Genomic DNA, 21,999 nt, shown 5'->3' on the forward strand with positions numbered 1-21,999 from the left:
GGGGTCTCTTAACGCATCACAAAAGGATCAGGCATGGGCGCCTGGGAGAGGTTGATCCACACTGTTTTCAGTTCGGTGTAGGCCAGCACCGAGTCGATGCCGCTTTCGCGTCCGTAGCCACTGTTCTTGAAACCACCGATGGGGGCCATGGCCGACACCGCGCGGTAGGTGTTGACCCAGATGATCCCCGAGCGCACGTCCCGGGCCAGGCGGTGGGCACGTCCGAGGTCGCGGGTCCAGATGCCGGCGGCAAGGCCGAACTGCGAGTCGTTGGCGATGGCCAGCGCTTCGGCTTCGTCCTTGAAACGGATGACCGAGGCCACCGGACCGAAGACTTCTTCCTGCATGATCTTCATCGAATTGCGGTCGCATTCGAACAGCGTCGGCTCATAGAACCAGCCTTCGCCGAGGTTCTGCGGGCGTTTGCCTCCGGTGCGCAGGCGTGCGCCTTCAGCGATGGCGTCCGCCACCAGGCCTTCGACCACGGCCAGTTGCTGCGCGGTGGCCATCGGCCCCATTTCGCTGGCGTCGTCCTGCGGGTTGCCGATGCGGATGCGTTGGGCACGCTCAACCAGGCGCTCGACGAATTCGTCGTAGATCTCATCCTGCACCAGCAGGCGCGAGCCCGAGACGCAACTTTGGCCGGATGCCGCATAGATCCCGGCAATCGCACCGTTGATGGCGCTGTCCAGGTCAGCGTCGGCAAAGATGATATTGGGTGACTTGCCGCCCAGTTCCAGGGACAGCTTGGCGAAGTTCTCGGCGCTGCTGCGCACCACATGCCGTGCCGTGGCCGCGCCGCCGGTAAAGGCGATCTTGCGCACCAGCGGGTGACGGGTGAGGGCGGCGCCAGTGCTGGGGCCGTAGCCGGTGACCACGTTGACCACGCCAGGCGGGATGCCGGCTTCAAGGGCCAGGCGCGCCAGTTCGAGGATGGTCGCCGAGGCGTGCTCCGACGGCTTGATCACGATGGTGTTGCCCGCCGCCAGGGCAGGCGCAAGCTTGATCGCGGTCAGGTACAGCGGGCTGTTCCACGGAATGATCGCTGCCACCACGCCCATGGCTTCGTGCACGGTGTAGGCAAACAGGTCGGGCTTGTCCAGTGGCAGGGTGCCGCCTTCGAGCTTGTCGGCCAGGCCGGCGGTGTAGTGGAAGAACTCCGGCAGGTAGCTGACCTGGCCGCGTGTCTCGCGGATCAGCTTGCCGTTGTCGCGGCTTTCCAACTGGGCCAGGTGTTCCTTGTTCTCGGCGATCAGGTCACCCAGACGGCGCAGCAGTTTGCCGCGTGCCGTGGCGGTCAGGCCACGCCAGGCCGGGCTGTCGAAAGCCGTCTGTGCGGCTTGTACGGCGCGCTCCACATCGGCTTCATCGGCATCCGGAAGTTGCGCCCAGGGTGCTGCCAGGGCCGGGTTAAGGCTGTCAAAGGTCTTGCCGGACAGGGCATCGACCCATTCACCGGCGATGCACATCTGGAAGCGTTCAAGCGTCATGCCACGATCCCCTTTATCGTTTGTTGTTGGGCGTGTGCCGTTTCGAGAAAGTCCAGCAACAGCTGGTTGACCAGGCGCGGCGATTCAACCGGCATCATATGCCGTTGCTCGGCCAATATAGCCACGGTGGCGCCCGGAATCCGATCAGCCAATTGGCGGGCCATCTGCGGTGTCGAGCCGGGGTCCAGTTCGCCGGTTGCCACCAGGGTGGGAGACTTGATGTTGCCCAGCTCGTCGGCGCGGTACATGTCTTGGGTGGCAAACAGCTCGTAGGTGGTCAGGTAGCCTTGTGGGTCGTTCCCCGCCAGCGTCTGGCGCAACGCCGCGATCTGCGCCGGGTTGGCTGCCTGGTATTCACGGCTGAACCAGCGCGAGAGGGCGGCTTCGGCATTCGCATCCGGCCCGTGCTCGGCGGCCTGGGCGGTGCGCGCGATAACGCCGGCGCGCTGCTCGGGGCTGCGATTGAACACGCTGTTAAGCACCACCAGGCTTTTGAGGCGCTCGGGGTAATGCAGGGCAAACGCGCGTGCCACCAGCCCGCCCATGGAGAAACCGATCACCGTCGCCTGGGGCAATTGCAGGTGGTCAAGCAGCTCCAGCAGTTGGTCGGCATACCCCAGCAACGGTGTGCCGTTTTCCGGCCGCGGGCTGGCGCCGTGTCCGAGCATGTCATAGGTAATCACGCGATAGTGCGGGGCCAGGCCAACGACTTGCCCGCCCCACATTTCTTTATTCAGGCCCACGCCGTGGATCAAAACCACAGGCTGGCCTTGGCCGGTCGCCAGATAACTGGTGCCAGCCGGGGTGCGTTCAGCGGTGAGCCGAATCATGGAGCGCTCCTGCATACCTTTTTGTTTGAGTGACGAACCTTGATTACTGGGCTTTTTCAGCGGCCAGTTCCTCAAGGTCGATGTAACGGTTGCCGATGCGTGGGTGCAGGCGACCGCCATCGGCACAGCCCAGGACCACGACGATTTCGTCGGCACGCGGCGAATCCTCGATGTGCATTTCCAGGGTGATGTAGTGCGAGCGCAGGCCTTCGTCATCCTTGTGCATCATCGGGATCTGGATCGACGTGCCCGGGCCGCCGCGCTTGTTGGTAAAGCTCAGGTAGCTTTTGGCGTTGACCGCTTCTCGGTAGTGGTTGCCAAAGCGCAGGGTATGGATGATGGCCGAGGCGTGTTCGATCTCGCCGTCGGCACCGACCACGGCGGCCTTGCCATAGGCTTCGATCTTCTCTGCGCCGCCGATGATGCCGACCAGGCGCTCCACCATCAGCGCGCCGAGATCCGAACAGTTGGCACGGATCTCGGGTTTCAGGTCTTCGACAAAGCCGCGACCCAACCACGGGTTCTTCAGGACGACCGCCAGGCCGACCATGGTCACCGGCGTGTCAGAAGCCTTGCCGCCTTCGATAAAGGTTTCTTCTACGTAGCTGACGATCTTGCGGATTTCGAAACTCATGGCTGCTCCATCTGGGTACGGTGGGTTTGTGTATGATGGTATACCATAATACCGGAAGCGCAAGAGTCAGCAATGATTTGATGAGTACCGTCACGACGGTTGGCTAGTGCTCGATCGCAAAAGGCGCCATAGCACTGAACCGCTGCCTCAGCCATTGATGCAGCGCAGTCACTGATCGCGAGACCTGCCCGCGATGGGGGCAGGCGAAACTCAGGGGGTACACATCACCGGGATAGTCGGTCAGCAGTACCACCAGACGGCCAGCCTGGACGTCGGCGCTGACGTCCAGCCAGGATTTGTAGGCGATCCCTTCACCCTCCAGGGCCCATCGGCGCACCACATCCGCGTCATCGCTGAATAGCGGGCCGGCGACGTGCACGGTTTGCGTGCCCAGTTGCCAGCGGTCATGCAGCCGACCGCTTTGCAGGTAGGGCAGGCACGTGTGACGCGACAGGTCCTGCGGCGTTCGGGGCGCGTCCTGGCGTGCCAGGTAGTCCGGGGACGCCACCAGTACCCGGCGGTTGCCGGGCACCAGGGGCAGGGCGATATAGTTGGCGTCTTCGTTCAGGCCGTAGCGGATGGCCACATCCACCGGGTCACGAAACAGGTTGCTCACGTGGTCCGAGAGCAGGAAGCGCAGGTTCAACTCCGGGTGCAGCCGGCGGAATTCGGTGAGCCACGGCAGCAGGATATTGCGCCCCAGGTCCGACGGGGCGGCGATCTGCAGGGTGCCACGCAGCGGCGCATTGTCACCGTGCAGGTTGGCCCGACCTTGCTCCAGGTGTTCGAGCACTGACCGCGCCGTGGGCAAGTACTGCTCACCTTCAGCGCTCAGGCGCAGGCTGCGCGTCGTGCGGGTGAACAGGCGCACTTCCAGTTCCCGCTCCAGACGCTTGATTGCAGCGGCCACCTGCCCCGGTAGCAAATCGGCCTCGACTGCGGCGGCGGTAAAGCTGCCCAGGGCGGCGCTGCGCAGGAACAAGCCAAGGTCATCGATACGGATCATTTTCTCTTCCAGAGTGAAAGTGTTGCTGCATTGTGTGGATTTTTATTTGTAGTGGGAACGGTAAAGATGCTCGCCACTTCCCTCATCAAAGAGCTGCCATGAAAGCCATCGCCTTTACCGAACACGGTCTGCCCATCCACGACCCGCGCTCACTGCAAGACGTCAACATCGCCGCACCCACGCCTGGCCCCAGGGACTTGCTGGTAGAAGTCGAGGCGGTCGCGGTCAACCCGGTGGACACAAAAGTCCGCTCCGGCAGCTTCGCCAAGGAGCCAAAGGTGCTCGGCTGGGACGCGGCCGGTACCGTGCGCGACGTCGGCGCCGACGTCCGGTTGTTCAAGCCAGGGGACAAGGTCTACTACGCCGGCTCGCTGACCCGGGCAGGCAGTTACAGTGAACTGCAGGTGGTGGACGAGCGTATTGTCGGGCACCGCCCGCAGTCGTTGAGCGCTGCCCACGCGGCGGCCTTGCCGCTGACCTCGATCACTGCCTGGGAATTGTTGTTTGATCGCCTCGGAGTGCGCGAAGACGGCGGCGACGGCGATGTATTGCTGGTGGTGGGTGCCGCTGGCGGCGTGGGCTCGATGCTGGTGCAACTGGCCCGCGAGCTGACCGGCATGACCGTGATCGGGACTGCCTCGCGCCCGGAGACCGTCGACTGGGTCAAGCGCATGGGCGCCGATCATGTGATCGACCATCGCCTGCCGATGTTGGCCCAACTGCAAGCGCTGGGGGTTGGCGAGGTCAGTCATGTGGCCAGCCTGACGCACACCGAGGAGCACTTGGCGCAATTGATCGAAGTGTTGCGACCCCAAGGGCGCTTGGGGGTGATCGATGATCCCCGCACCTTGGATGTGATGCCGCTCAAACTCAAGTCATTGTCCCTGCACTGGGAGTTGATGTTCACCCGCTCGCTGTTCGAAACCCCGGACATGATCCACCAGCATCACCTGCTCAATCGCATCGCCACACTGATCGACCAAGGCATTTTGCAGACCACCCTGGGTGAGCATTTCGGCGCTATCAATGCGGCCAACATGCGCCGTGCCCATGCGTTGGTCGAGAGTAACAAGGCGCGTGGCAAGATTGTGCTGGAGGGGTTTGCATGAACACCTTGATCAGGTCGATGGGGTTGACGCTGCTGGTGTCGTTGACCGCAGGCTGCGCCAGCCAACACCCGAGCCTTTCCCCCAACGGAGTGCCCACCATGCAAAAACCCTTGGTATCCATCGCCGTGCTCAAGGCCAAGCCCGGCCAGCAGCAGGCACTCAAGCAAGGCTTGTTGGCGTTGGTTGAACCAACGCGCACCGAGCCCGGTAACCTTGACTATGTGCTGTTTGAGCTGCGTGACGAGCCCGGTACGTTCTACATGCGGGAAGCTTTCAAGAACCAGGCCGCCCTCGACGCACATTTTGCCACGCCGTACTTCAAGGCATTTGCAGCAGCGGCCGACGGTTTGCTCAAGGAGCCTTTGCAGCTTATTTTCCTCGAGCAAGTGTCGGACTGAGGCCCCCAAACCGTGATCGGCGGCCCCTGGCTATCAGGGGCTTTCCCGCAAGGCCTCCTGCAGCCCCGGCCGGCTTTTCATTTGCAGGGCAAGTGTACCCATGGCCAACAGGGCCGCACTTGCGCCTGCGATGGGGATGTAGGCGAGACCGAAATGGGTAATCACCCAGCCTGCGCCGACGCCACCCAACGCTGTTCCGAGGTTGAACGACGCAATATTGAGTCCCGACGCCACGGCACTGGATTGCGGAATATAGTGGTGAGCCAGGCGCAGCATGCGCAGGGTCGACATGGTCACAATGGCAAAGAACACTACCCCCAATAGCCCCACCAGCGTCAGGGTGGCGATCATCGAGTCCCCCCACAGATACAAGCTCATCAGGTTGAGCATCAAGGCGCTCAAGCCACCGAGCAAGCATCGGTCCGCGTCGAATGCATCCACGAGATAGCCGCCGAGCACATTGCCGAGAATGGAGCAGACACCGAACGCCAGCATCGCCAGGCTCAGCACCTGCGGTTGGATACGGGTGATGTCCAGCAGAAACGGCGACACGAAGGTAAAAAACGAAAACGTGGCGACGCTCACCAGCATCGCGATCGTGGCAGCCATCAACAGTTCGCGGTGCAACAGGGCGGCGAGGCCTTGTTTCAAGCCTTGGCCAGCGTTAGGTGACGCGGTGGGTTGCCGGCGCATCAGCAGGACCAGCCCCACCGTGCTGATCAGGCCCAGGCCACCGATAGCCAGGAACACTATCCGCCAGGACCAGTAGCTGCCGAAGAAGGTGCCGATGGGCACGCCAAAGGCAATCGAAAGCGTCAGGCCGATCCACACCAGCGACAGCGCGCGCCCTGCACGCATCGGGTCGACCAGTTTGACTGCCGCGTTGGAGGCCACGGCCATGAACACGCCATGCGCCAAGCCGATGATGAAGCGTACGCCGTGCAAGGTCAGGATATCCGGCGCCAGGCTGATAACCACGCTGCCGACGGCAAGTACGGCGAGGGTCAGCAGCAGGACGGATTTGTCGCGCCAGCTGGCCAGCATGGCCGTGATGACCGGGGCGCCGATGGCGGCACCCAGGGCGTACGCTGCAATGGCCGAGCCGACGTTCGAAATGGACTCGTGCAGGTCCAGCGAAATCGCGGATACCAAGCCGGCGACAACGAATTCGGACAAGCCGAAGGTGAAGGTGCAGAGCGAAAAAATATAGATGACAGCTGGCATAGGAACTCAGTGGTGGGAGGAGGGCGGGTTCAGGTCAGGTGTGCAACGCGCAACGCCAGTTCAAGGGCTTGTTCATAGTTGAGGCGCGGGTCGACCTTGCTCAAGTAACGACGGGACAGGTCCTCGGGCTGCAGGTCGCGTGCCCCGCCCAGGCACTCGGTGACGTGCTCCCCTGTGAGCTCCAAGTGCAGGCCGCCCAAACGCGTGCCGTGTTCGCGATGGACACTGAAGGCCACCTCGATCTCGCCCATGATCTGCTCGAAACGTCGGGTTTTTGTACCGCAGGCCAGGGTCTCGGTATTGCCGTGCATGGGGTCGCATAGCCATAGCACCTTGGCGCCTGAGCGAGTGACGGCGTTGAGCAAGGGCGGGAGTGCCTTGCGCAGTTGGTCAGCGCCCATGCGGTGAATCAGCGTCAGTCGGCCCGGTTCGTTGTGGGGATTGAGTCGCTCGATCAGCGCCAGCAAGGCGTCGGGGCTGACCTCGGCACCCACTTTCACACCCAATGGATTGCGGATGCCGCGACAGTACTCCACATGCGCGCCTTCCAGGTCGGCAGTGCGTTTGCCGATCCAGGGAAAGTGCGTGGACAGGTTGAACCAGCCGTCGAAACCCGGTTCTTGGCGCGTCAGGGCATGCTCGTAGTCCAGCAGCAGGGCTTCGTGGGACACAAAGGTTTCACGGTGCAGAAAACGGTCGGTGTCGCTGCCTGCCAGCGCCGCCATGAAATGCGCGGTGTGCTGCACACCCTGGATTGTGCGATGGAAGGCGGCTCTCTCAGGGTGCGTGTCGATCCATGTCGTGCTCCAGTGCGCGGGCTTGAGCAGGTCATCGATACCGGTTTCATACAGGGCACGGACAAACCCCAGGGTTGAAGCGCAACAACTGTAAGCCTGCAGCAGGCGTTGCGGGTCGGCGCGGCGTTCTTGTGGGCTAAACGTGCTGCCGTTGACGATGTCACCGCGGTACACCGGCAGGGTTTCCTGGCCCAGGGTTTCGCTGTCGCTGGAACGCGGCTTGGCGTATTGCCCAGCCAGGCGCGCCAGGCAGATCACCGGCATTTGCAGGCGCTGCATCAGTACTTGAGTCATTTGTTGCAGCACTTTGACCTGGCTGGCGGTGGTCTCCCTGGAGCAGTGGTCAAAAGACTCCGCGCAATCGCCGCCTTGCAGGATGAAGCCTTGGCCGTCCTGCGCCTGGGCGATCAAGGTCTTGAGTTGCAGGATCTTGCCAGCGCTCACCAGCGCGGGCCGCTGGGCCAGTCCCTGCAAGGTATGCTGGAGTTCGGTGGGGCAGGGGTAGACGGGCTGGTGCAGGGCCGTGCGTGAGCGCCACGTATCGGGTGTCCAGCCAGTGGCGTTGGCCTGGAAGTGTTTGTGTGTCGTCAGCATTCAGCGTCTCCTTGTCGGTGCATAAGTCGAAGGTCCCACCGGTGCAAGTGCACTAAGTTGGCGCCGTCTTTTAAGCGACTGTCGTGGTTATGCCCGGAACTCGTTTTTGCAAGGTGGCGGTGATAGTGCGGTGACAACAGTGAGATGAGAAATACTATAAAAGTCTCTGTTTAATACTTTTGGCGGGTATTAGTCGGCGCGTGGTGCCCCCCAGTGTTAGAGAGCTGTGAACTGTTTAGTTAGTTGTAATGTGCGGGCGACTCGCGTATCGCGGGGGCACGACCCTAACTAAATAATATCGCCGGGTCGCCAAGTATCGGGCGTTTTCTCTGATATCTGCAGGCTCTTACAAATAGACCGCGAAAGTATTTTACTTTATCGCTCGGCTCGCCAATTCTCGCTGGGGTTTTTTAACGAGGGCAAGTTAATGTTAGTGCATAACGATCATTACTATGGGGTTTTGCAGGGCGCCGAAAGCGAAATCCTGCGTCATGGGGAGTTGATCCCCGACGCCCCTTTCTATGAGCGAAAACTGCGGGCCGTATGGGAACGTGCTCGCAAGAGCGAGTTCTACCATGCCCTGGGTGACTACAGTTTTGCCGGGTTCCAGGCCCTGGCGCTGACACCCAAGGCCAGCCTGAAAGGTTCTCCACGTGCATTCTGCACCGTTGAATACGGCCAGGCCGCCAAGTATTACGCAACCACCGGCACCACCGGCGAGCCGACCCCCAGCCCCAGGCTCAAGGAAGACATCATTTGGAACGCGGTGTCGGTAGCGTTCCACTGGCGACACGTTATCGAGCCCGGTTCGCGGGTCGCCAATCTGATGCCGTCAGACATCGTTCCAGTGGGCGACTTGATCGCCAATGTGTGCGAATACCTCGATGTCTCCCATGTGCGTGCCTACCCCTTCACCACCGGTATCACCGATTGGGAGCGCCTGTGCAAGATGTTCGAGGTGTACCGTCCGACGGTGATCTTTATCGCGCCGGGGGTCCTCGTCCAGCTCACGCGCTACCTCAAGCAGCGGCAGATGCTGGAGCGTGTCAGTGAGTCGATCAAGGCGATCATGTTGCTGGGCGAGGTCAATACCCGGCCATTCCGGGAAAAACTGGCGCAGTGGTGGGCTTGCGATATTCACGACGCCAGCTACGGCAGCACCGAAACCGGCACCTTGGCGGCGGTGACCCAGGGCAAGGTGCAACGTTTGACCACGGGTACCAACTACTTCGAATTGGTGACCGCAAGCGGTCAGATCGTACCCTTGAGCAAAGGCGCCAGCGGGCGCCTGGTCGTCACCCCGCTGAATCTTTACGCCCGCCCCCTGTTGCGCCTGGACACCGGCGACAGCGTGACCATCACGTCCGAGTGTGCAGTCGGTTTGCCTGGACCGACAATGATGGTCAACGGTCGAGATTCCGACGCTGTCATGGTCTCTGGAGTGGACCTTGAAATCCGCAAGATCGAGGAAATCGTCTACGGCACCAGCAACGCCACCGGCTACATGATCGAGGTGGACCGTACGACCGACAGTGCCAGCCTGATCCTGGAGCGCGACGTGGTCTGGGACAACGCGCTGGAAGCCGGGCTCGCAGACTCGTTGCGCGAGTGCTCCCAGGAACGCATGAACCTGCAGTGGGACAGGATCCTGTTCGTCAACAACCTGGCGGCGGTCAGCAAGAGTGGCGCCTCGCAAAAAAGCTGGAAAAAAACCAACCTGCGCTTTGTCGGTGGCCAGCAATGAATGCCTTCAGTCCGATCCCGCCACGTTTCCCCGAGGGCCGCGCGGTGGTCAGTGGCCAACCGGACCTCTGGTGCACGTATGCGGCCATCCGCAGCCTGGCCTGGATCGATCAGTTGCATTCCGTCGACCAGCCGCAGATTCGTCGCTACATCGAGACGCGATTGAATCGCGATGGTGGCTATGCCTGGAGCAAAGGCATGCCTTCGGATGCCTGGGCAACGTTTTACTGCACGGAAACCCTCAACGATCTCGGCGCATTGGAACAGGTGTCGGAAAAGACCGAACCATGGCTGGACAGCCTGTGGGACGGGCAGGCCTACGCCATGTGCGCGGGGCAGGGCGCGGACGTGTGGGCGACGCACTACGCCGTACGCACCTTGATCAATGTGTGCCACGGTCAAGTGAAAGAGCCGGCCATGCTGCTCGAGTGGCTCAGTGCATTGCAGTGTGAAAATGGCGGGCTGAGTTGGTCGCCCGCGTTTGCCCAGCGTAACAAGGCCGATGTGCGCGCGTGCTTTTATGGCGTGATGGCTTGGAAGGCGCTCAGCCAGCAAGGCGACTGGGTGCCTGCATGGGATATGGATCGACTGGTCCACTGGATGCAGGCCCAGCAGCTGGAAGGGGGCGGGTTTCGTTTCAGTGAAGCGGCGGATACCCCGTGCCTGTGGGCCACCTATCGCACCACTGCGACCCTCGCCGCACTGGGAACCGCGCCATTGCACAGTGCCGATTGCGTCGCGTGGATCGAGTCGTTGCGTGGCCCTGAAGGCGGGTTTGTGCGCTGGCAAGGCTATGACTGTGAAGACGTATGGGCGGTGTTTTGTGCGGTCGGTTCGCTCAAGGCCCTGGGCCAGGATGTGAGTGGGCTGGCCTTGGGCGTCAGCCGGTTTGTCCAGCAGCTTTATGTCGACAATGGCGGCTACACCTACCGTGAAAAAAGCGCGGCGGCGGATGTCTTGACCACTGCCGCCACCGTCCTGGATGGCCGCCTCTCCCCGCAGGCCCGTGCCTCGGCGGTGAGGTGGATCGAGGGCTGTCAACTGCCCAACGAAGCCGGCGTCATGTATATGCCCGGCCGTGGCGCAGAAGTACGTTGTACGGCGTGGGCCTTGGCGGCCGGTGCGCTGCGCGACTCGCCGCAGGCGCGGCAGGCCGTGTTGGCGTGGCTGGGGCGGATCCAGAACCCCGATGGCGGCTTCGGCTTCTGGGAGGGGCGAGGCTCGGACATGGTGTCGACGGCTTCCGCGGTTTCAATCATCACCCGGTTGGGCCGCAGTGACGGAATCGACTGCGGGCAATTGGAGCGCTTTGTAAGGCGTTGCGCCGTCACCCAGGAACCGCTGGCCTTCGCCAATTTCCCGGGCGGTGTGCCGACGTTCCGATCCAGTGTCCAGGCGCTCAAATGCCTGCGATACCTGGGCCACCGCGATGATGACGAAATGCTTGCCTTGTTGCGGCGGCACAAGGTCAAGCAGGGTGGTTTCGCCAATACCGGCAATCGCATTCCGGACCTGCTCAGTACCTACGAAGCCATGGCCGCGTCCTGCGATTTCGGCCTCGAGGTCGACCGCGCTCACGTGCTGTATTTCCTGGAAAACGTCGAGACGGACGGCGGTTACGCCTGGTCACCGATGTACCGCGAAGGGCACGACGCGCTGTCCACCTGCCTGGGCAGTCTGGTGGGGCAGTGGTTCAAGGGGCAGTTGCCGGTACTTCCTAACTTGTATTTGTCTTGAGAGGCTCATGTGCCGACGATCAACATTCGCTCCGGGTTTCTGGGAATAAGCGAGAAAAAGAAAATCGCCTTGAAAGTTGCCCGGGAACTCAAGGGCCATGGCCTGGATCCGGGGCACTGCATGGTGATTTTTAGTGCGCTGGATGAAGACAGTGTATTCAGTGCCGGCCTACCCATGGCGATCAACCATGGTGAAACAAAGCGTAGTCGTGTGTTCTTTATTCGCGCCTCGATAGCTGCCAGCCGTGATCAGTTTTTCCGCAAGGATTTTGCCACGCAACTGTTCAACTTCTTTACCACGCAGTTTGCCGATTCATTCTTTTATCTGCAGTACGAGGATGTGTTTCCTGAAAGTGTTTTTTACGCCACGGATGAAACACTGACTAACGCTGCCACCAAGGGTTAATAACATGACTAACGTCAGCACTGTAAAAGACGATATCCGCACCGCCCTGGAAACACTACTGGGGCCTGAAGTTCGCAGCATTGGCGCGGACGAGAGTTTTCGCGACTTTATCGGCGAGCGTTTCGACAGCCTGATGGCGGTTGAAGTGGTGACCACCATCGAGGAGCGGTTTGGTATCGAGGTGGACTATGTCGGCGACGACGTTCGCTACTGGTTCGAGACCTTGGAAAAAATGGAGCAGTTCGTCAAGGAGCGCCTGGAAGACACTGCCACCTTGCAGGCGGTGTAGGCGATGAGCGCGGAGCATGTCTTCCGTACCTCGGGGTCTACCAGCGCGCCGCGCCAGTGGGCCCGCACCCGGCGGCAGATGGAACAGGAAGCACGGATGATCCTCGGTACGTGGGCCGCGGGTGTCACGGATATCCTGTCGTTCGCCCCTACCGAACACAGCTACGGCATGATTCTGGGGCAGGTCGGTGCCGATGTGACCCGGGCCCGATTGCAATCCTGCTCCCTGGAAGGACTCCTGCTGCCGGACCTGCAGGTCAGGGGGCCGACAGTGATCCTGTGTATCGCCAGCACCTGGACATTGCTCGCATCGCTGCTCAAACGCCTGGTGCCGCAGGTGCCCGTACTGGTGCTGCATAGCGCTTCGGTGCTGCCTTCCAAGGCGTACGCGATCGTTGATCGTTATGCCGGCCAGGGCGCGACGTTTATCGAACTGCTCGGCTCGACCGAGACCGGTGCCATTGCACATCGTCCCATTGGCGAGGCAGCCACGGCCTGGACGGTATTCGAGGATGTCTCGCTGCTCAGCCCGGTGGGGGTGGAGTCGCGACTCAACGTGCACAGCCCGCGAATCGCAAGGGCCGCTGAGGGACAAGTGTCGGCACTGACGCACCAGAGCGACGACTGGATCCTGGCGGTTGGGCAGGGGCAATTCCAGTGGTTGGGGCGTGCCAGCCAGCTGATAAAAATCAATGGTGTGCGCCAGGACCTGGGTGTCCTGCGCGCTGAACTCAGTGCCGTGACCCAGTGCCAGCACCTGGCGTGCATGCCCCTGCGCGATGAGTTGCGCGGTGAGGCCTACGAAGTGGTTTTCAGCTCGCCCACACTCACGGAGGCGAGCCTTGCCCAGGCCATCGAGCGCCTGGGCGTTCATTTTCCCAAGCCTGTGCAGATTCGACGCGTCGAGCAGTTGCCCTTGTCGGCCAGCGGCAAGCCGCAGGCTTGGGCTATCCAGCAAACAGGGAGTTGAGAGTCATGAGCATCCGTACTGCAGAGCAGAGCATTACTGCCTACCTGTCCGGCCACGCGAGCCAACGTGAACAGGCCACGGCGGTGCCGGAATTTCTCAGGTTACCGTTGCGCCAGCGCTACAGTTTGCTGCTGGAACAGCCGCAACTGCGGCATCAATGGGCCGGGCAGTACAACCACTGGGCAGGCTCGGCGGACAGCCAATACCGTTGCCTGGTCTCGAGTGTGACCGACGACACAGCCACGTTCCGCATGGGGGTCAAAGACACCGTCGACGTGGCGGGCATGCCCACGCGTCTGGGGTTGCGCAGTTACCGGCACTATCCCGATGTGTCAGCCAGCGCCTTGTGGGCGGTACATCCCGAGGTGCGCATCCTGTACAAGGTCGCCACCACCGAACTCAATATCGGTTTCGGCTGCGGGGCGCGCAATCCGTTGTATCCGAGCATAGACCCCTCCGGCTCCAGCACCGGTTCGGCGGTTGCCGTGGCCGCACACCTGTGTGACATCGCCCTGGGCACCGATGTGCTCGGCTCCGTGCGTTGGCCTGCAGCCCATTGCGGCATGGTGGGGCTGCGCATGACCCACAAGGCCTCCAATCTGGACGGTGTGTTCCCGTTGTCACCCTCCATGGACGCCCTCGGCTGGGTCACGCGTACCGCCGATGACCTGGACTTCCTGATGCCCAGGCTGGGGCTTGAGCGACACCTGGGCGTGCAAAAGCCGCTGGCCGGCACCTACCGGATTGGCGTGTTGAGCCACATTGACGACGGTGTCACCACAGCACCGATGCTGGCGATGATGGACCAGGCAAAAAGCCTCCTGGCAGACCTGGGTATGCCTCAAGTGCCCATGCAGTTGCCCGAACTGTGGGACTGCCGTGGTTCGGCGTGGCAGTTATGTGCCCGGGACGCGTGGCTGGCTTCCCAGGTATGGCGTGAAATTTTCGATGCCGATTTGCACTGGTCGACCCAGGCCGCGCTGGAGGTAGGTGCCGGGGTGAGCGACGCCGAGTATCAGCAGATAACTGCGCGCATGCAGGCGGTGCGTGCCTCCATTGACAGTTGTTTTGACGCTGCAGGCGTGGACGTGGTGGTGTTTCCCATCGACCCTTGCCGGCCATTCGATGTGCGCCGTCCGCTGCCGGGCGATTCGACCATTCCGTCGCCTGCCGACCCGGATTACTCACGCAAAATCGGCTTTACACCCTTAGCCAGCTTCAGTGGCCTGCCGGCAATCACCTTGCCGATCATGCTCAGTGCTGACGGCAAGGCCCCCCTGGCCCTGCAGATCATGGGGCGCCGCGACAGCGAGCTGCAATTGATCGACTTGGCTAAACGACTTGAAACGCTGCGTGGCCCATTGCCGGCGGCTGCACTCGACCAATAAGGATCCTTTGATATGTGTGGAATTACAGGCTGGGTCGACTTTGCGCGAGACCTCAAAGATCAACGTCCACTGGTTGCCGAAATGACCGCCAGCCTCACGCGACGTGGCCCGGACGCCGAAGGGATCTGGCAGGGGCAGCACGCGCTACTGGGGCACCGGCGGCTGGCAATCATTGATTTGAGCGGCGGCGTGCAGCCGATGACATTCACCACTGCGGGCGGGGCGACGGTGGCGATGGTGTACACCGGCGAGGTCTACAACTATGTCCAACTGCGTGAACGTTTGAGCAAGGCCGGGCACCAGTTCACGACTCGCAGCGATACGGAAGTGGTGTTGCACGCCTATCTGGAGTGGGGTGAGCAATGCGTCGACCACCTCACCGGGATGTTTGCGATGGCTATTTTCGATGAGCGCCAGGGGCGTTTCCTGCTGCTGCGCGACCGTCTGGGCGTCAAGCCGCTGTTTTATGCGGCGCTGGACGCTGGCCTGCTGTTCGCCTCGGAGCCCAAGGCCATTCTCGCCCATCCGCAGTTCCAGCGAGCGCTGGACGTTGTCGGCCTTGTGGACGCGTTGTCCCTGTCCAAGGCTACCGCGCAAACGGCCTTCAAGGGCATTCGCGAACTGCCTCCGGGCCACAGCCTGCAATTGCTGGCGGGGCGCGCACCGAAGGTGCAGCGTTATTGGGCTGTCGAACGTCATGAGCACACCGACACCGACGCACAAACCGTCGAGAAAACCCGCGCCTTGCTGGAAAAGGCCCTGGGCGAACAGCTGTATGCCGACGTGCCGGTCTGTACCTTGCTCTCCGGCGGCCTGGACTCGACCGTCCTCACCGCCATGGCGCAGAAAAAACTGCAAGCCGAACAAGGCGGTGTGGTCAACTCGTTTTCGGTGGACTTTGTCGGCCAAGCCGAACAGTTCCGTGCCGACACTTTTCGCCCTGACCGCGACCAACCCTTTGCGCTGGCGGCGGCCGAAGCGATCGGCAGCCATCACCAGACCATCCTGATCGACAACCAGGAACTGGTGAGCGAGGTGGCGCGGCAGTCGGTATTCAGGGCCAACGACTCCGCCCAGACCTTCGGCGATGTGGACACCTCACTGCACTTGCTGTTCAAGGCCATCCGCGAGCACTCCACCGTGGCCATTTCCGGCGAAGCAGCGGATGAGGTGTTTGGTGGCTACGCTTGGTTCCGCGACCCCCAGGCCCTGGAAGCCCAGCGCTTTCCATGGCTGTCGCGCATGCAGCTGCTGCAGGCCGAGATGATCAACCCGGACTTCAACAAACTGTGTGATTTCGCCGAATACCAACGCAGCAGTTATGGCCAGGCGGTGGACAGCGTCGAACATCTGCCGGGCGACAGCCTTGAGGAGCGCAAGATGCGCGAAGTCTGCCACATGCACCTGCATCGCTGGCTGCCGATCCTGCTGGATCGCAAGGACCGCTTGAGCATGTACGCCAGTCTCGAAGTGCGTGTGCCGTTCACCGACCATGAACTGGTGCAGTACGTCTACAACGTACCCTGGAGCATCAAGGGCAAGGAGGGCGTGGAAAAGTGGTTGCTCAAGCAGGCCTGTGCCGACCTGGTACCTGACGCTGTCATGCAGCGCAAAAAGAGTCCCTACCCGACGTCTGCCAACCTGGCGTATGAACAGTTCCTGCGCGCGCAAACCCGTGCGCTGTTGCAACAAGCCGACAACGCGGTTTTCCAGATCATTGATCGCACGCAATTGCGTCGCGAGCTTGAACAGCCTGTGGGGGCCTTCAACTCCCAGCTCAAGCGCAATAACCTGGAAACCGCTTTGTCCCTTGCCGCATGGCTCAAGGATTATCGGCTGGCACTCTAACCGACCTGTACGGCCAGTGCCCCTTCAACCCCGGGGGCAGCGTTGAAGTCGAGCATGGAAATAAAGCTGTCCATCAACGGCGATTCGTTGTGGGTGTTCCAGCTCATGTACAGGCCGATTGCCGGGTTGGGGGAGGCGGTCACCGGGTAGATCCGGCGAAACAGTACCTTGTCGCGCATGATTGAGTTGGCAATCGACTCGGGTACCAGGGCGACCCCGAAGCCACAGGCTACCAGGCCGATCAGGGTATGGATCTGTGCGGCCTCTTGCACCACCTTGGGGTAAAAACCGGCGGCTTCACACAATGCAATAAGCTGACTGTGATAGCCGGTACCCAGGGCTTCGGGGGTGAACACGAAGTCTTCGCCGGCGAAGTCCCTCAAGTCTATCTGGCCGTCCTTTGCCTTAGGGTGATGGGCGGGCAGCGCCATCACGATCTCTTCATCCAGCAACAGGCGGGACTCGACGTTTTCCGCCGAAATTGGCAGCTTGCGCATGAAGGCAATATCCGCCTCTCCCGACAGAATGGCCTTGGCCTGGCTGGAGGAGGGCATCTCCTTGATGACCAACTGGACCTTGGGAAAGGTCTCGCGAAACTGGCGCAGCGTACTGAGCAGCGACTCGTAGTAGGCGATCGACACCGCAGTCACCGTGAGTTTGCCGGCAATCCCCTCGGACACCTGACGTGCGTGTTCGATGCCCTGCTCCAACGCCTTCAGGGTGCTATACGCGGCCTCCAGGAACGCACCCCCGGCCGGGGTCAGTTTGACCCCGCGCTTATTACGGGTAAACAGACTGAACCCCAGTTTGTCTTCCAGGCGATTGATGGCCTGGCTCAGCGGGGGCTGGGCCATGTGCAGGCGGATGGCAGCCTTGTGGAAATGCAGCTCTTCAGCCACGGCAATGAACTGGCGTAGCAGGCGGGTTTCGATCATTTCTTCTGTTCCTTCATTTGAACTGATCAGTGGACTAGGTGCAGCAATGGTACCGGTAATCCAGCGTTCGACTAAGGAATAAACATCGCCCAGTTAAACTTTGGATCCAAAACTTGCAAAACTACCCAGCAGACCAGAATCCCGTAGTGAAGTTCATGGAGGGGTCGTTCATTCCGGGTTTGCGCGCAATAAACATCAACTTGATATGAGCCAAGTATCAACTTGCGCCGCCGTTAGTATTAAACAGCACCGATATACATTGTTAAGGTGAAGTGGCACTCAAGAGGAATAGCCAATGAACTTTACAGGAATGACCGCCGTTGTAACGGGCGCAGGCCGAGGGTTGGGATTCAGTTACGCGCAAGCCCTGGCTACGCTGGGCGCCAATGTCGTGATCAGTGATATTGGTGCGGACAAGTTGGGCGCGGGGGGCGATGGCTCGATTGCCATGGAAGCGGCTCGCACCCTTGCAGACCAGGGTTTTAACGTGGTCGGACATCACGGTGACCTGTCCACCGAACAGGGTTGCGAGCAGTTGGTGGCGACGGCCATCGAGGCGTTTGGTCAACTCGATATTTTGATTCACAACGCCGGTTGGGTCGGTTATCAACCCATTGATGAGGCTGATGCAACATTCATAGGTCGCGCGGTGGATATCAATATCTACACGCCGATCTGGTTATGCAAACATGCCTGGAAACACCTCCAACACTCTACTGCCGCCCGGGTGATATTGACCTCGTCAGACCGTGCGATGTACCAGCACTATGCGCAACCCGGCCTGGTGGCGTACGCCGCCGGCAAGATGGCGCAACTGGGCATCATGAATGCGTTGAGCATGGAAGGTGCGGAGTCGGGCATTCTGGTCAATGCGGTATCACCCGTGGCCAAGACCCGCATGTGGGGCGTGACGGGCGAACCGGAAAACCTCAAGCCCGAATGGGTGACGCCTGGCGTGGTGTTCCTGGCGTCGCAGCAATGCCAGGATTCCGGTTACGTCCTGCGCGCCAGCAATGGCCAGTTTACGGCGACTCGGTTTGCGGAAAACCCGGGTGTCGACTATCCCGTCGATCTGGCTCGCGTGAAGGCCGCCACTGCCGAACAAGTCGCCCAGCGTTGGGACCAGATCAAGGAGTGTTGACTATGCCTGCTCAGGAAGAGCTTCGTCTTTTTTCGCCCTGCCAGGCTGACCTGGGTGAGAGCCCGGTCTGGGATGAAACCCACCAGTGCCTGCTGTTCGTGGACATCAGTGGCGGCCAGATCAATGCCTTGGATCTACAGGGCAACCTGACACGGTTGTATGAGTCGCCTTCGCGTATTGGCGCCTTGGCATTGACCGAAAAGGGCAATCTGATTTTTACCCAGAATGCCGGAGTTGCCATCCTCGACCGCACCCGCCTGCGGGTCATCCAGCACTCAAAGCTGGCCATCACGCTGTCGTCCTACCGCTTCAACGATGGTGCCTGCGATCCCCAGGGCCGTTTCATCACCGGCTTGATGGATGAGGCGCACAGCCGCAATACGGGCAAGTTCTACCGCTACGACGCCGGCCTGAACGCCTCGGTGATACTGGACAACATCAGCCTGCCCAACGGCCTGGTGTGGTCACGTGATGGGCGCGAGCTGTTCTTCGTCGACTCGGTAGCCCGGACCCTCTACCGTGCCCGCTACCCGGCAAATGGCAGCTACCTGGAACAAGTCTCGGTATTTGCCCAGACCCCGGCTGAACTGGGGCGCCCGGACGGCCTGGCCCTGGATGTCGAGGGCAACCTCTGGGTTTGCCAGTTCAATGGCAGCTGCCTGCTCCAATACGACCCCAATGGCGTCCTGCTCCAGACCTTGCCAATGCCAGTGCCACGCCCCACCAGTTGCTGCTTTGGCGGGGCGGATAGGCGCACCTTGTTTATCACCACTGCCAAGTTCGGCATGTCGGCGGCGGAGCACGCGGACTATCCGGCGGCGGGCAATATCTACAGCATCCGGTTGCCGGTGCCGGGAATACCGCGGCACCGCTTCAAGGAACTGTAGGTTACCTTTGCGTCATGGCCGTGGCAGGCCGGCGGGTATCAGTGAATAGTCGGTCAACGCCATCACCTTTTCCTGAATCTCGCCCACCATCGCGCCGTGTTCCGCGGCGCTTTTTTCCTTGATGGCGGACCACTCCTGATCAGCCATCAGGTTTTTCCAGCCCTGGCGCATCGTATCGGCGTCAGGCCATCTGATCACGTAGACGAATTCGGTACGCTGTTGGGTCTTGGCTTCCCACAGGGCGATGATATCGAACCCATGGCGGGCCATGATGCGCATGGCGTGATCACGGAATCGCTGATGAAACGCAACCTTGTTGGTCTCGAAAATTTCGTAGATGCGCAGTTGGTAGACGGCGTCTTGCGAAGGGGTTGCCACAGTTGAGTCGAGGGTGTTGGCGTGGGCATTCAATGAGGGCATGAATAGGCCTGCGATTGTCAGGAAATGGAAAGCCAACAGCGTGGTTTTAAATCGTGCCATAGAGGGGCCTGCTCTAAAAAACCAGGGAAGTTCCGCTGACGCGGGCTGCCCCTGGATGTTTAGGGAGCGGGGCGGGCTTGTATAATATTTTTTCTCGCGGTGGGTGAGACGCGTGCAGTCTCAATGGGCGGCGGAGGGGCCGCGCTGGGGAGGGTGATCGGCGCGGGGGGAGGGCCGCGAGTCTCGGTCCAGCATGCCCCGGCGTATGCGCATCAAGTCTTGGTACGCCTCGGTACGCTTTGCATCGGCAATCTGCTTGGCCTCGCTAAAGCGCAACCACGCGGCTGCGTCGGCCAGACTGGTGCCGATGATGTCGTAGGCTGCCTTCTCCAGCCGATCGGCTTCGAAGAACAGTTCGGTGTTGCCGGCCAGTTGTTCGTCCCAGCCAGGTGTGGTCGATGCTTCACACTTTTTCGCTGCCATGTCCGCTACCTCAACCTCGTCCGTGTGGGTGTTTGTGTGTCCTGAAGTATTGAGCGGAACAGGGTCAGATTCGTTCAATTTAGTGCGTTAAACCTCCAGGTTGCGCAAAAGGCGGTGCGCCAGGGCGAGTCGAAATGTACGTCGCTGTACACTCCCTGTGCACCATGCAGCTGGGCGTGTAGAGTGGCCTGCAATTCCCAGGCAAGGTGACCCGGATGATCGCAAAACCCCGAGGCAAGACCCAGGACACGGGCTGGCGAGGCTCGGTCGACGTGTGGCTGGACGCCGCGTACACAGCGCTGAAAGAGTCCGGCATCGACGCCGTGCGCGTCATGCCGCTGGCCAAGCAACTGGGCTTGTCGCGTACCAGTTTCTATTGGTTCTATGAAGACCGCGAGCAACTGCTCGCCGCGTTGCTGACCCGTTGGCGCGACAAGAACACCGGCAACCTGGTGCGCCAGTGCGAGCGTTATGCCGAGAGTATTTGCGAGGCGATCCTCAACGTCTTCGAATGCTGGCTGAACCCGGAACTGTTCGACTCGCAGTTCGAATTTGCCGTGCGCAGTTGGGCAATGCAGTCGGGGGAGGTCAGCGCCGAAATCGCCCTGGCCGACGACACTCGCATCAACGCCTTGGCCGGCATGTTCCGGCGCTTTGGCTACGATGACGAAGCCGCCGATGTGCGCGCGCGAACCATCTACCTCACACAGATCGGCTACATCTCGATGAAAACCACCGAAGACGTGGTGGTGCGGTTCCGGCGAATTCCCCAGTACGTCAGCGTATTCACCGGCAAAGCCTTGAAGCGGCGCGAACTGGACCGCTTCTATGGGGCGTTTGGCTACGCCGAAACCTCGCCGGGGGTGTTTGTGCCATTGACTGACACCTTTGACGAACCGACAGCTGGCGCCGAGTAAAAGAGCACGGACGCAGTGTCAGCCGCGACATGGATCTAAGTGTGGGGGGGGCGGCACTGCTGGCATTTTTATCGCCTGACCCACCGCCTTCGCAGCCTCGCTAAAGCTCGACAGCTCCCACAAGGGATCGGTTGTGTGGGTGGGATTTGTGCCACGACGAAGATCAAGTGTGGGAGCTGTCGAGCCCCAGCGAGGCTGCGAAGGCGGTGGTACTGCTGGCATTTTTATCGCCTGACCCACCGCCTTCGCAGCCTCGCTAAAGCTCGACAGCTCCCACAGGGGATCGGTGGTGTGGGTGGAATTTGTGCCACGACGAAGCTCTAGTGTGGGAGCTGTCGAGCCCCAGCGAGGCTGCGAAGGCGGCGGCACTGCTGGCATTTTCATCGACTGACCCACCGCTTTCGCAGCCTCGCTAAAGCTCGACAGCTCCCACAGGGGATCGGTTGTGTGGGTGGGATTTGTGCCACGACGAAGCACTCGTGTGGGAGCTGTCGAGCCCCAGCGAGGCTGCGAAGGCGGCGGCACTGCTGGCATTTTTATCGCCTGACCCACCGCCTTCGCAGCCTCGCTAAAGCTCGACAGCTCCCACAGGGGATCGGCTGTGTGGGTGGGATTTGTGCCACGACGAAGATCAAGTGTGGGAGCTGTCGAGCCCCGGCGAGGCTGCGAAGGCGGCGGCACTGCTGGCATTTTTATCGCCTGACCCACCGCCTTCGCAGCCTCGCTAAAGCTCGACAGCTCCCACAGGGGATCGG

Annotated in this window: 21 protein-coding genes; 12 read left to right on the forward strand and 9 right to left on the reverse strand. The window is 61.1% G+C overall.

Annotation, left to right across the window (positions count from 1 at the left end):
• Window positions 1-8: 8 nt before the first annotated feature.
• From CWC48_RS22205 to CWC48_RS22220, 4 genes are all read right to left on the reverse strand, one after another.
• Complete coding sequence (locus CWC48_RS22205; RefSeq protein WP_078049154.1) at window positions 9-1,490, reverse strand: aldehyde dehydrogenase; 1,482 nt, start codon at window positions 1,488-1,490, stop codon at window positions 9-11.
• Window positions 1,487-2,320 carry an alpha/beta fold hydrolase gene (locus CWC48_RS22210; RefSeq protein ID WP_078049153.1) on the reverse strand — a complete coding sequence of 278 codons (834 nt, stop codon included), beginning with the start codon at window positions 2,318-2,320 and terminating at the stop codon, window positions 1,487-1,489. The genes CWC48_RS22205 and CWC48_RS22210 overlap by 4 nt, the downstream gene beginning before the upstream one ends.
• 43 nt (window positions 2,321-2,363) lie before the next feature.
• Window positions 2,364-2,954 (reverse strand): amino acid synthesis family protein, encoded by a 591-nt coding sequence (locus CWC48_RS22215; RefSeq protein WP_078049151.1) that lies wholly within the window; start codon window positions 2,952-2,954, stop codon window positions 2,364-2,366.
• Window positions 2,955-3,057: 103 nt separating this feature from the next.
• Window positions 3,058-3,960: a LysR substrate-binding domain-containing protein gene (locus CWC48_RS22220; RefSeq protein ID WP_078049150.1), complete on the reverse strand. Its 903-nt coding sequence runs from the start codon at window positions 3,958-3,960 to the stop codon at window positions 3,058-3,060.
• Between the two features lie 98 nt (window positions 3,961-4,058).
• Between CWC48_RS22220 and CWC48_RS22225 the strand changes: the two genes are divergently transcribed.
• Together CWC48_RS22225 and CWC48_RS22230 are read left to right on the forward strand one after the other, a co-directional pair.
• Complete coding sequence (locus CWC48_RS22225) at window positions 4,059-5,069, forward strand: zinc-binding alcohol dehydrogenase family protein (protein WP_078049149.1); 1,011 nt, start codon at window positions 4,059-4,061, stop codon at window positions 5,067-5,069.
• Window positions 5,070-5,167: 98 nt separating this feature from the next.
• Window positions 5,168-5,467 carry a putative quinol monooxygenase gene (locus CWC48_RS22230; protein ID WP_078050951.1) on the forward strand — a complete coding sequence of 100 codons (300 nt, stop codon included), beginning with the start codon at window positions 5,168-5,170 and terminating at the stop codon, window positions 5,465-5,467.
• A 33-nt stretch (window positions 5,468-5,500) separates the two neighbouring features.
• Here CWC48_RS22230 and CWC48_RS22235 read toward each other — a convergent pair whose 3' ends face one another.
• Both CWC48_RS22235 and CWC48_RS22240 read right to left on the reverse strand, forming a co-directional pair.
• The gene (locus tag CWC48_RS22235) at window positions 5,501-6,691 is read right to left on the reverse strand and encodes an MFS transporter (protein ID WP_099492782.1); all 1,191 of its coding nucleotides are present in this window, start codon (window positions 6,689-6,691) and stop codon (window positions 5,501-5,503) included.
• 29 nt (window positions 6,692-6,720) lie between these two features.
• Window positions 6,721-8,082: a 3-deoxy-7-phosphoheptulonate synthase gene (locus tag CWC48_RS22240; RefSeq protein WP_100490327.1), complete on the reverse strand. Its 1,362-nt coding sequence runs from the start codon at window positions 8,080-8,082 to the stop codon at window positions 6,721-6,723.
• A gap of 427 nt (window positions 8,083-8,509) precedes the next feature.
• Here CWC48_RS22240 and CWC48_RS22245 point away from each other — a divergent pair, with 427 nt between their 5' ends.
• The 7 genes from CWC48_RS22245 to asnB are packed head-to-tail and all read left to right on the forward strand — an operon-like array spanning window position 8,510 to window position 16,461.
• Window positions 8,510-9,826, forward strand: a complete 1,317-nt coding sequence (locus CWC48_RS22245; RefSeq protein ID WP_099492780.1) for an AMP-binding protein — start codon at window positions 8,510-8,512, stop codon at window positions 9,824-9,826.
• Window positions 9,823-11,562, forward strand: a complete 1,740-nt coding sequence (locus tag CWC48_RS22250; RefSeq protein ID WP_100490328.1) for a prenyltransferase/squalene oxidase repeat-containing protein — start codon at window positions 9,823-9,825, stop codon at window positions 11,560-11,562. The genes CWC48_RS22245 and CWC48_RS22250 overlap by 4 nt, the downstream gene beginning before the upstream one ends.
• Before the next feature lie 9 nt (window positions 11,563-11,571).
• Complete coding sequence (locus CWC48_RS22255; RefSeq protein ID WP_099492778.1) at window positions 11,572-11,967, forward strand: hypothetical protein; 396 nt, start codon at window positions 11,572-11,574, stop codon at window positions 11,965-11,967.
• Between the two features lie 4 nt (window positions 11,968-11,971).
• Entirely contained in the window at window positions 11,972-12,256 is a 285-nt protein-coding gene (locus CWC48_RS22260; RefSeq protein WP_100490329.1) for an acyl carrier protein, read from the forward strand.
• A 3-nt stretch (window positions 12,257-12,259) separates the two neighbouring features.
• Window positions 12,260-13,225, forward strand: coding sequence for an acyl-CoA synthetase (locus tag CWC48_RS22265; RefSeq protein WP_100490330.1), 966 nt, complete (start codon window positions 12,260-12,262; stop codon window positions 13,223-13,225).
• 5 nt (window positions 13,226-13,230) lie between these two features.
• Window positions 13,231-14,613, forward strand: a complete 1,383-nt coding sequence (locus CWC48_RS22270) for an amidase (RefSeq protein ID WP_100490331.1) — start codon at window positions 13,231-13,233, stop codon at window positions 14,611-14,613.
• 12 nt (window positions 14,614-14,625) lie between these two features.
• Window positions 14,626-16,461 carry an asparagine synthase (glutamine-hydrolyzing) gene (gene asnB, locus CWC48_RS22275; RefSeq protein ID WP_078049138.1) on the forward strand — a complete coding sequence of 612 codons (1,836 nt, stop codon included), beginning with the start codon at window positions 14,626-14,628 and terminating at the stop codon, window positions 16,459-16,461.
• Here asnB and CWC48_RS22280 read toward each other — a convergent pair.
• Window positions 16,458-17,396 (reverse strand): LysR family transcriptional regulator, encoded by a 939-nt coding sequence (locus CWC48_RS22280; protein ID WP_099492775.1) that lies wholly within the window; start codon window positions 17,394-17,396, stop codon window positions 16,458-16,460. The genes asnB and CWC48_RS22280 overlap by 4 nt on opposite strands.
• Window positions 17,397-17,691: 295 nt before the next feature.
• On the opposite strand from CWC48_RS22280, the gene CWC48_RS22285 reads away from it, so the two are divergent.
• Both CWC48_RS22285 and CWC48_RS22290 read left to right on the forward strand, forming a co-directional pair.
• Window positions 17,692-18,537 (forward strand): SDR family NAD(P)-dependent oxidoreductase, encoded by an 846-nt coding sequence (locus tag CWC48_RS22285; protein ID WP_100490332.1) that lies wholly within the window; start codon window positions 17,692-17,694, stop codon window positions 18,535-18,537.
• Between the two features lie 2 nt (window positions 18,538-18,539).
• Complete coding sequence (locus CWC48_RS22290) at window positions 18,540-19,424, forward strand: SMP-30/gluconolactonase/LRE family protein (RefSeq protein WP_099492773.1); 885 nt, start codon at window positions 18,540-18,542, stop codon at window positions 19,422-19,424.
• 12 nt (window positions 19,425-19,436) lie between these two features.
• Here CWC48_RS22290 and CWC48_RS22295 read toward each other — a convergent pair whose 3' ends face one another.
• Complete coding sequence (locus CWC48_RS22295; protein ID WP_218261620.1) at window positions 19,437-19,844, reverse strand: NIPSNAP family protein; 408 nt, start codon at window positions 19,842-19,844, stop codon at window positions 19,437-19,439.
• 180 nt (window positions 19,845-20,024) lie between these two features.
• The gene (locus CWC48_RS22300; RefSeq protein ID WP_256581731.1) at window positions 20,025-20,327 is read right to left on the reverse strand and encodes a hypothetical protein; all 303 of its coding nucleotides are present in this window, start codon (window positions 20,325-20,327) and stop codon (window positions 20,025-20,027) included.
• Between the two features lie 215 nt (window positions 20,328-20,542).
• Here CWC48_RS22300 and CWC48_RS22305 point away from each other — a divergent pair, with 215 nt between their 5' ends.
• Entirely contained in the window at window positions 20,543-21,244 is a 702-nt protein-coding gene (locus CWC48_RS22305; protein WP_078049133.1) for a TetR/AcrR family transcriptional regulator, read from the forward strand.
• Window positions 21,245-21,999: the final 755 nt, after the last annotated feature.

The sequence above is a fragment of the Pseudomonas sp. S10E 269 genome, from assembly GCF_002798465.1.
GTDB classification, from domain to species: domain Bacteria; phylum Pseudomonadota; class Gammaproteobacteria; order Pseudomonadales; family Pseudomonadaceae; genus Aquipseudomonas; species Aquipseudomonas pergaminensis.

Bases quoted from the DNA above. Each gene is read 5' to 3' on its own strand.
- CWC48_RS22220 (WP_078049150.1), bottom strand. From the start codon at position 3,960: ATGATCCGTATCGATGACCTTGGCTTGTTCCTGCGCAGCGCCGCCCTG.
- CWC48_RS22260 (WP_100490329.1), top strand. From the start codon at position 11,972: ATGACTAACGTCAGCACTGTAAAAGACGATATCCGCACCGCCCTGGAA.
- CWC48_RS22245 (WP_099492780.1), top strand. From the start codon at position 8,510: ATGTTAGTGCATAACGATCATTACTATGGGGTTTTGCAGGGCGCCGAA.
- CWC48_RS22250 (WP_100490328.1), top strand. From the start codon at position 9,823: ATGAATGCCTTCAGTCCGATCCCGCCACGTTTCCCCGAGGGCCGCGCG.
- CWC48_RS22305 (WP_078049133.1), top strand. From the start codon at position 20,543: ATGATCGCAAAACCCCGAGGCAAGACCCAGGACACGGGCTGGCGAGGC.
- CWC48_RS22215 (WP_078049151.1), bottom strand. From the start codon at position 2,954: ATGAGTTTCGAAATCCGCAAGATCGTCAGCTACGTAGAAGAAACCTTT.
- CWC48_RS22300 (WP_256581731.1), bottom strand. From the start codon at position 20,327: ATGGCAGCGAAAAAGTGTGAAGCATCGACCACACCTGGCTGGGACGAA.
- CWC48_RS22295 (WP_218261620.1), bottom strand. From the start codon at position 19,844: ATGCCCTCATTGAATGCCCACGCCAACACCCTCGACTCAACTGTGGCA.
- CWC48_RS22235 (WP_099492782.1), bottom strand. From the start codon at position 6,691: ATGCCAGCTGTCATCTATATTTTTTCGCTCTGCACCTTCACCTTCGGC.
- CWC48_RS22240 (WP_100490327.1), bottom strand. From the start codon at position 8,082: ATGCTGACGACACACAAACACTTCCAGGCCAACGCCACTGGCTGGACA.
- CWC48_RS22230 (WP_078050951.1), top strand. From the start codon at position 5,168: ATGCAAAAACCCTTGGTATCCATCGCCGTGCTCAAGGCCAAGCCCGGC.
- CWC48_RS22210 (WP_078049153.1), bottom strand. From the start codon at position 2,320: ATGATTCGGCTCACCGCTGAACGCACCCCGGCTGGCACCAGTTATCTG.
- CWC48_RS22280 (WP_099492775.1), bottom strand. From the start codon at position 17,396: ATGATCGAAACCCGCCTGCTACGCCAGTTCATTGCCGTGGCTGAAGAG.
- CWC48_RS22285 (WP_100490332.1), top strand. From the start codon at position 17,692: ATGAACTTTACAGGAATGACCGCCGTTGTAACGGGCGCAGGCCGAGGG.
- CWC48_RS22290 (WP_099492773.1), top strand. From the start codon at position 18,540: ATGCCTGCTCAGGAAGAGCTTCGTCTTTTTTCGCCCTGCCAGGCTGAC.
- CWC48_RS22225 (WP_078049149.1), top strand. From the start codon at position 4,059: ATGAAAGCCATCGCCTTTACCGAACACGGTCTGCCCATCCACGACCCG.
- CWC48_RS22265 (WP_100490330.1), top strand. From the start codon at position 12,260: ATGAGCGCGGAGCATGTCTTCCGTACCTCGGGGTCTACCAGCGCGCCG.
- CWC48_RS22205 (WP_078049154.1), bottom strand. From the start codon at position 1,490: ATGACGCTTGAACGCTTCCAGATGTGCATCGCCGGTGAATGGGTCGAT.
- CWC48_RS22270 (WP_100490331.1), top strand. From the start codon at position 13,231: ATGAGCATCCGTACTGCAGAGCAGAGCATTACTGCCTACCTGTCCGGC.
- asnB (WP_078049138.1), top strand. From the start codon at position 14,626: ATGTGTGGAATTACAGGCTGGGTCGACTTTGCGCGAGACCTCAAAGAT.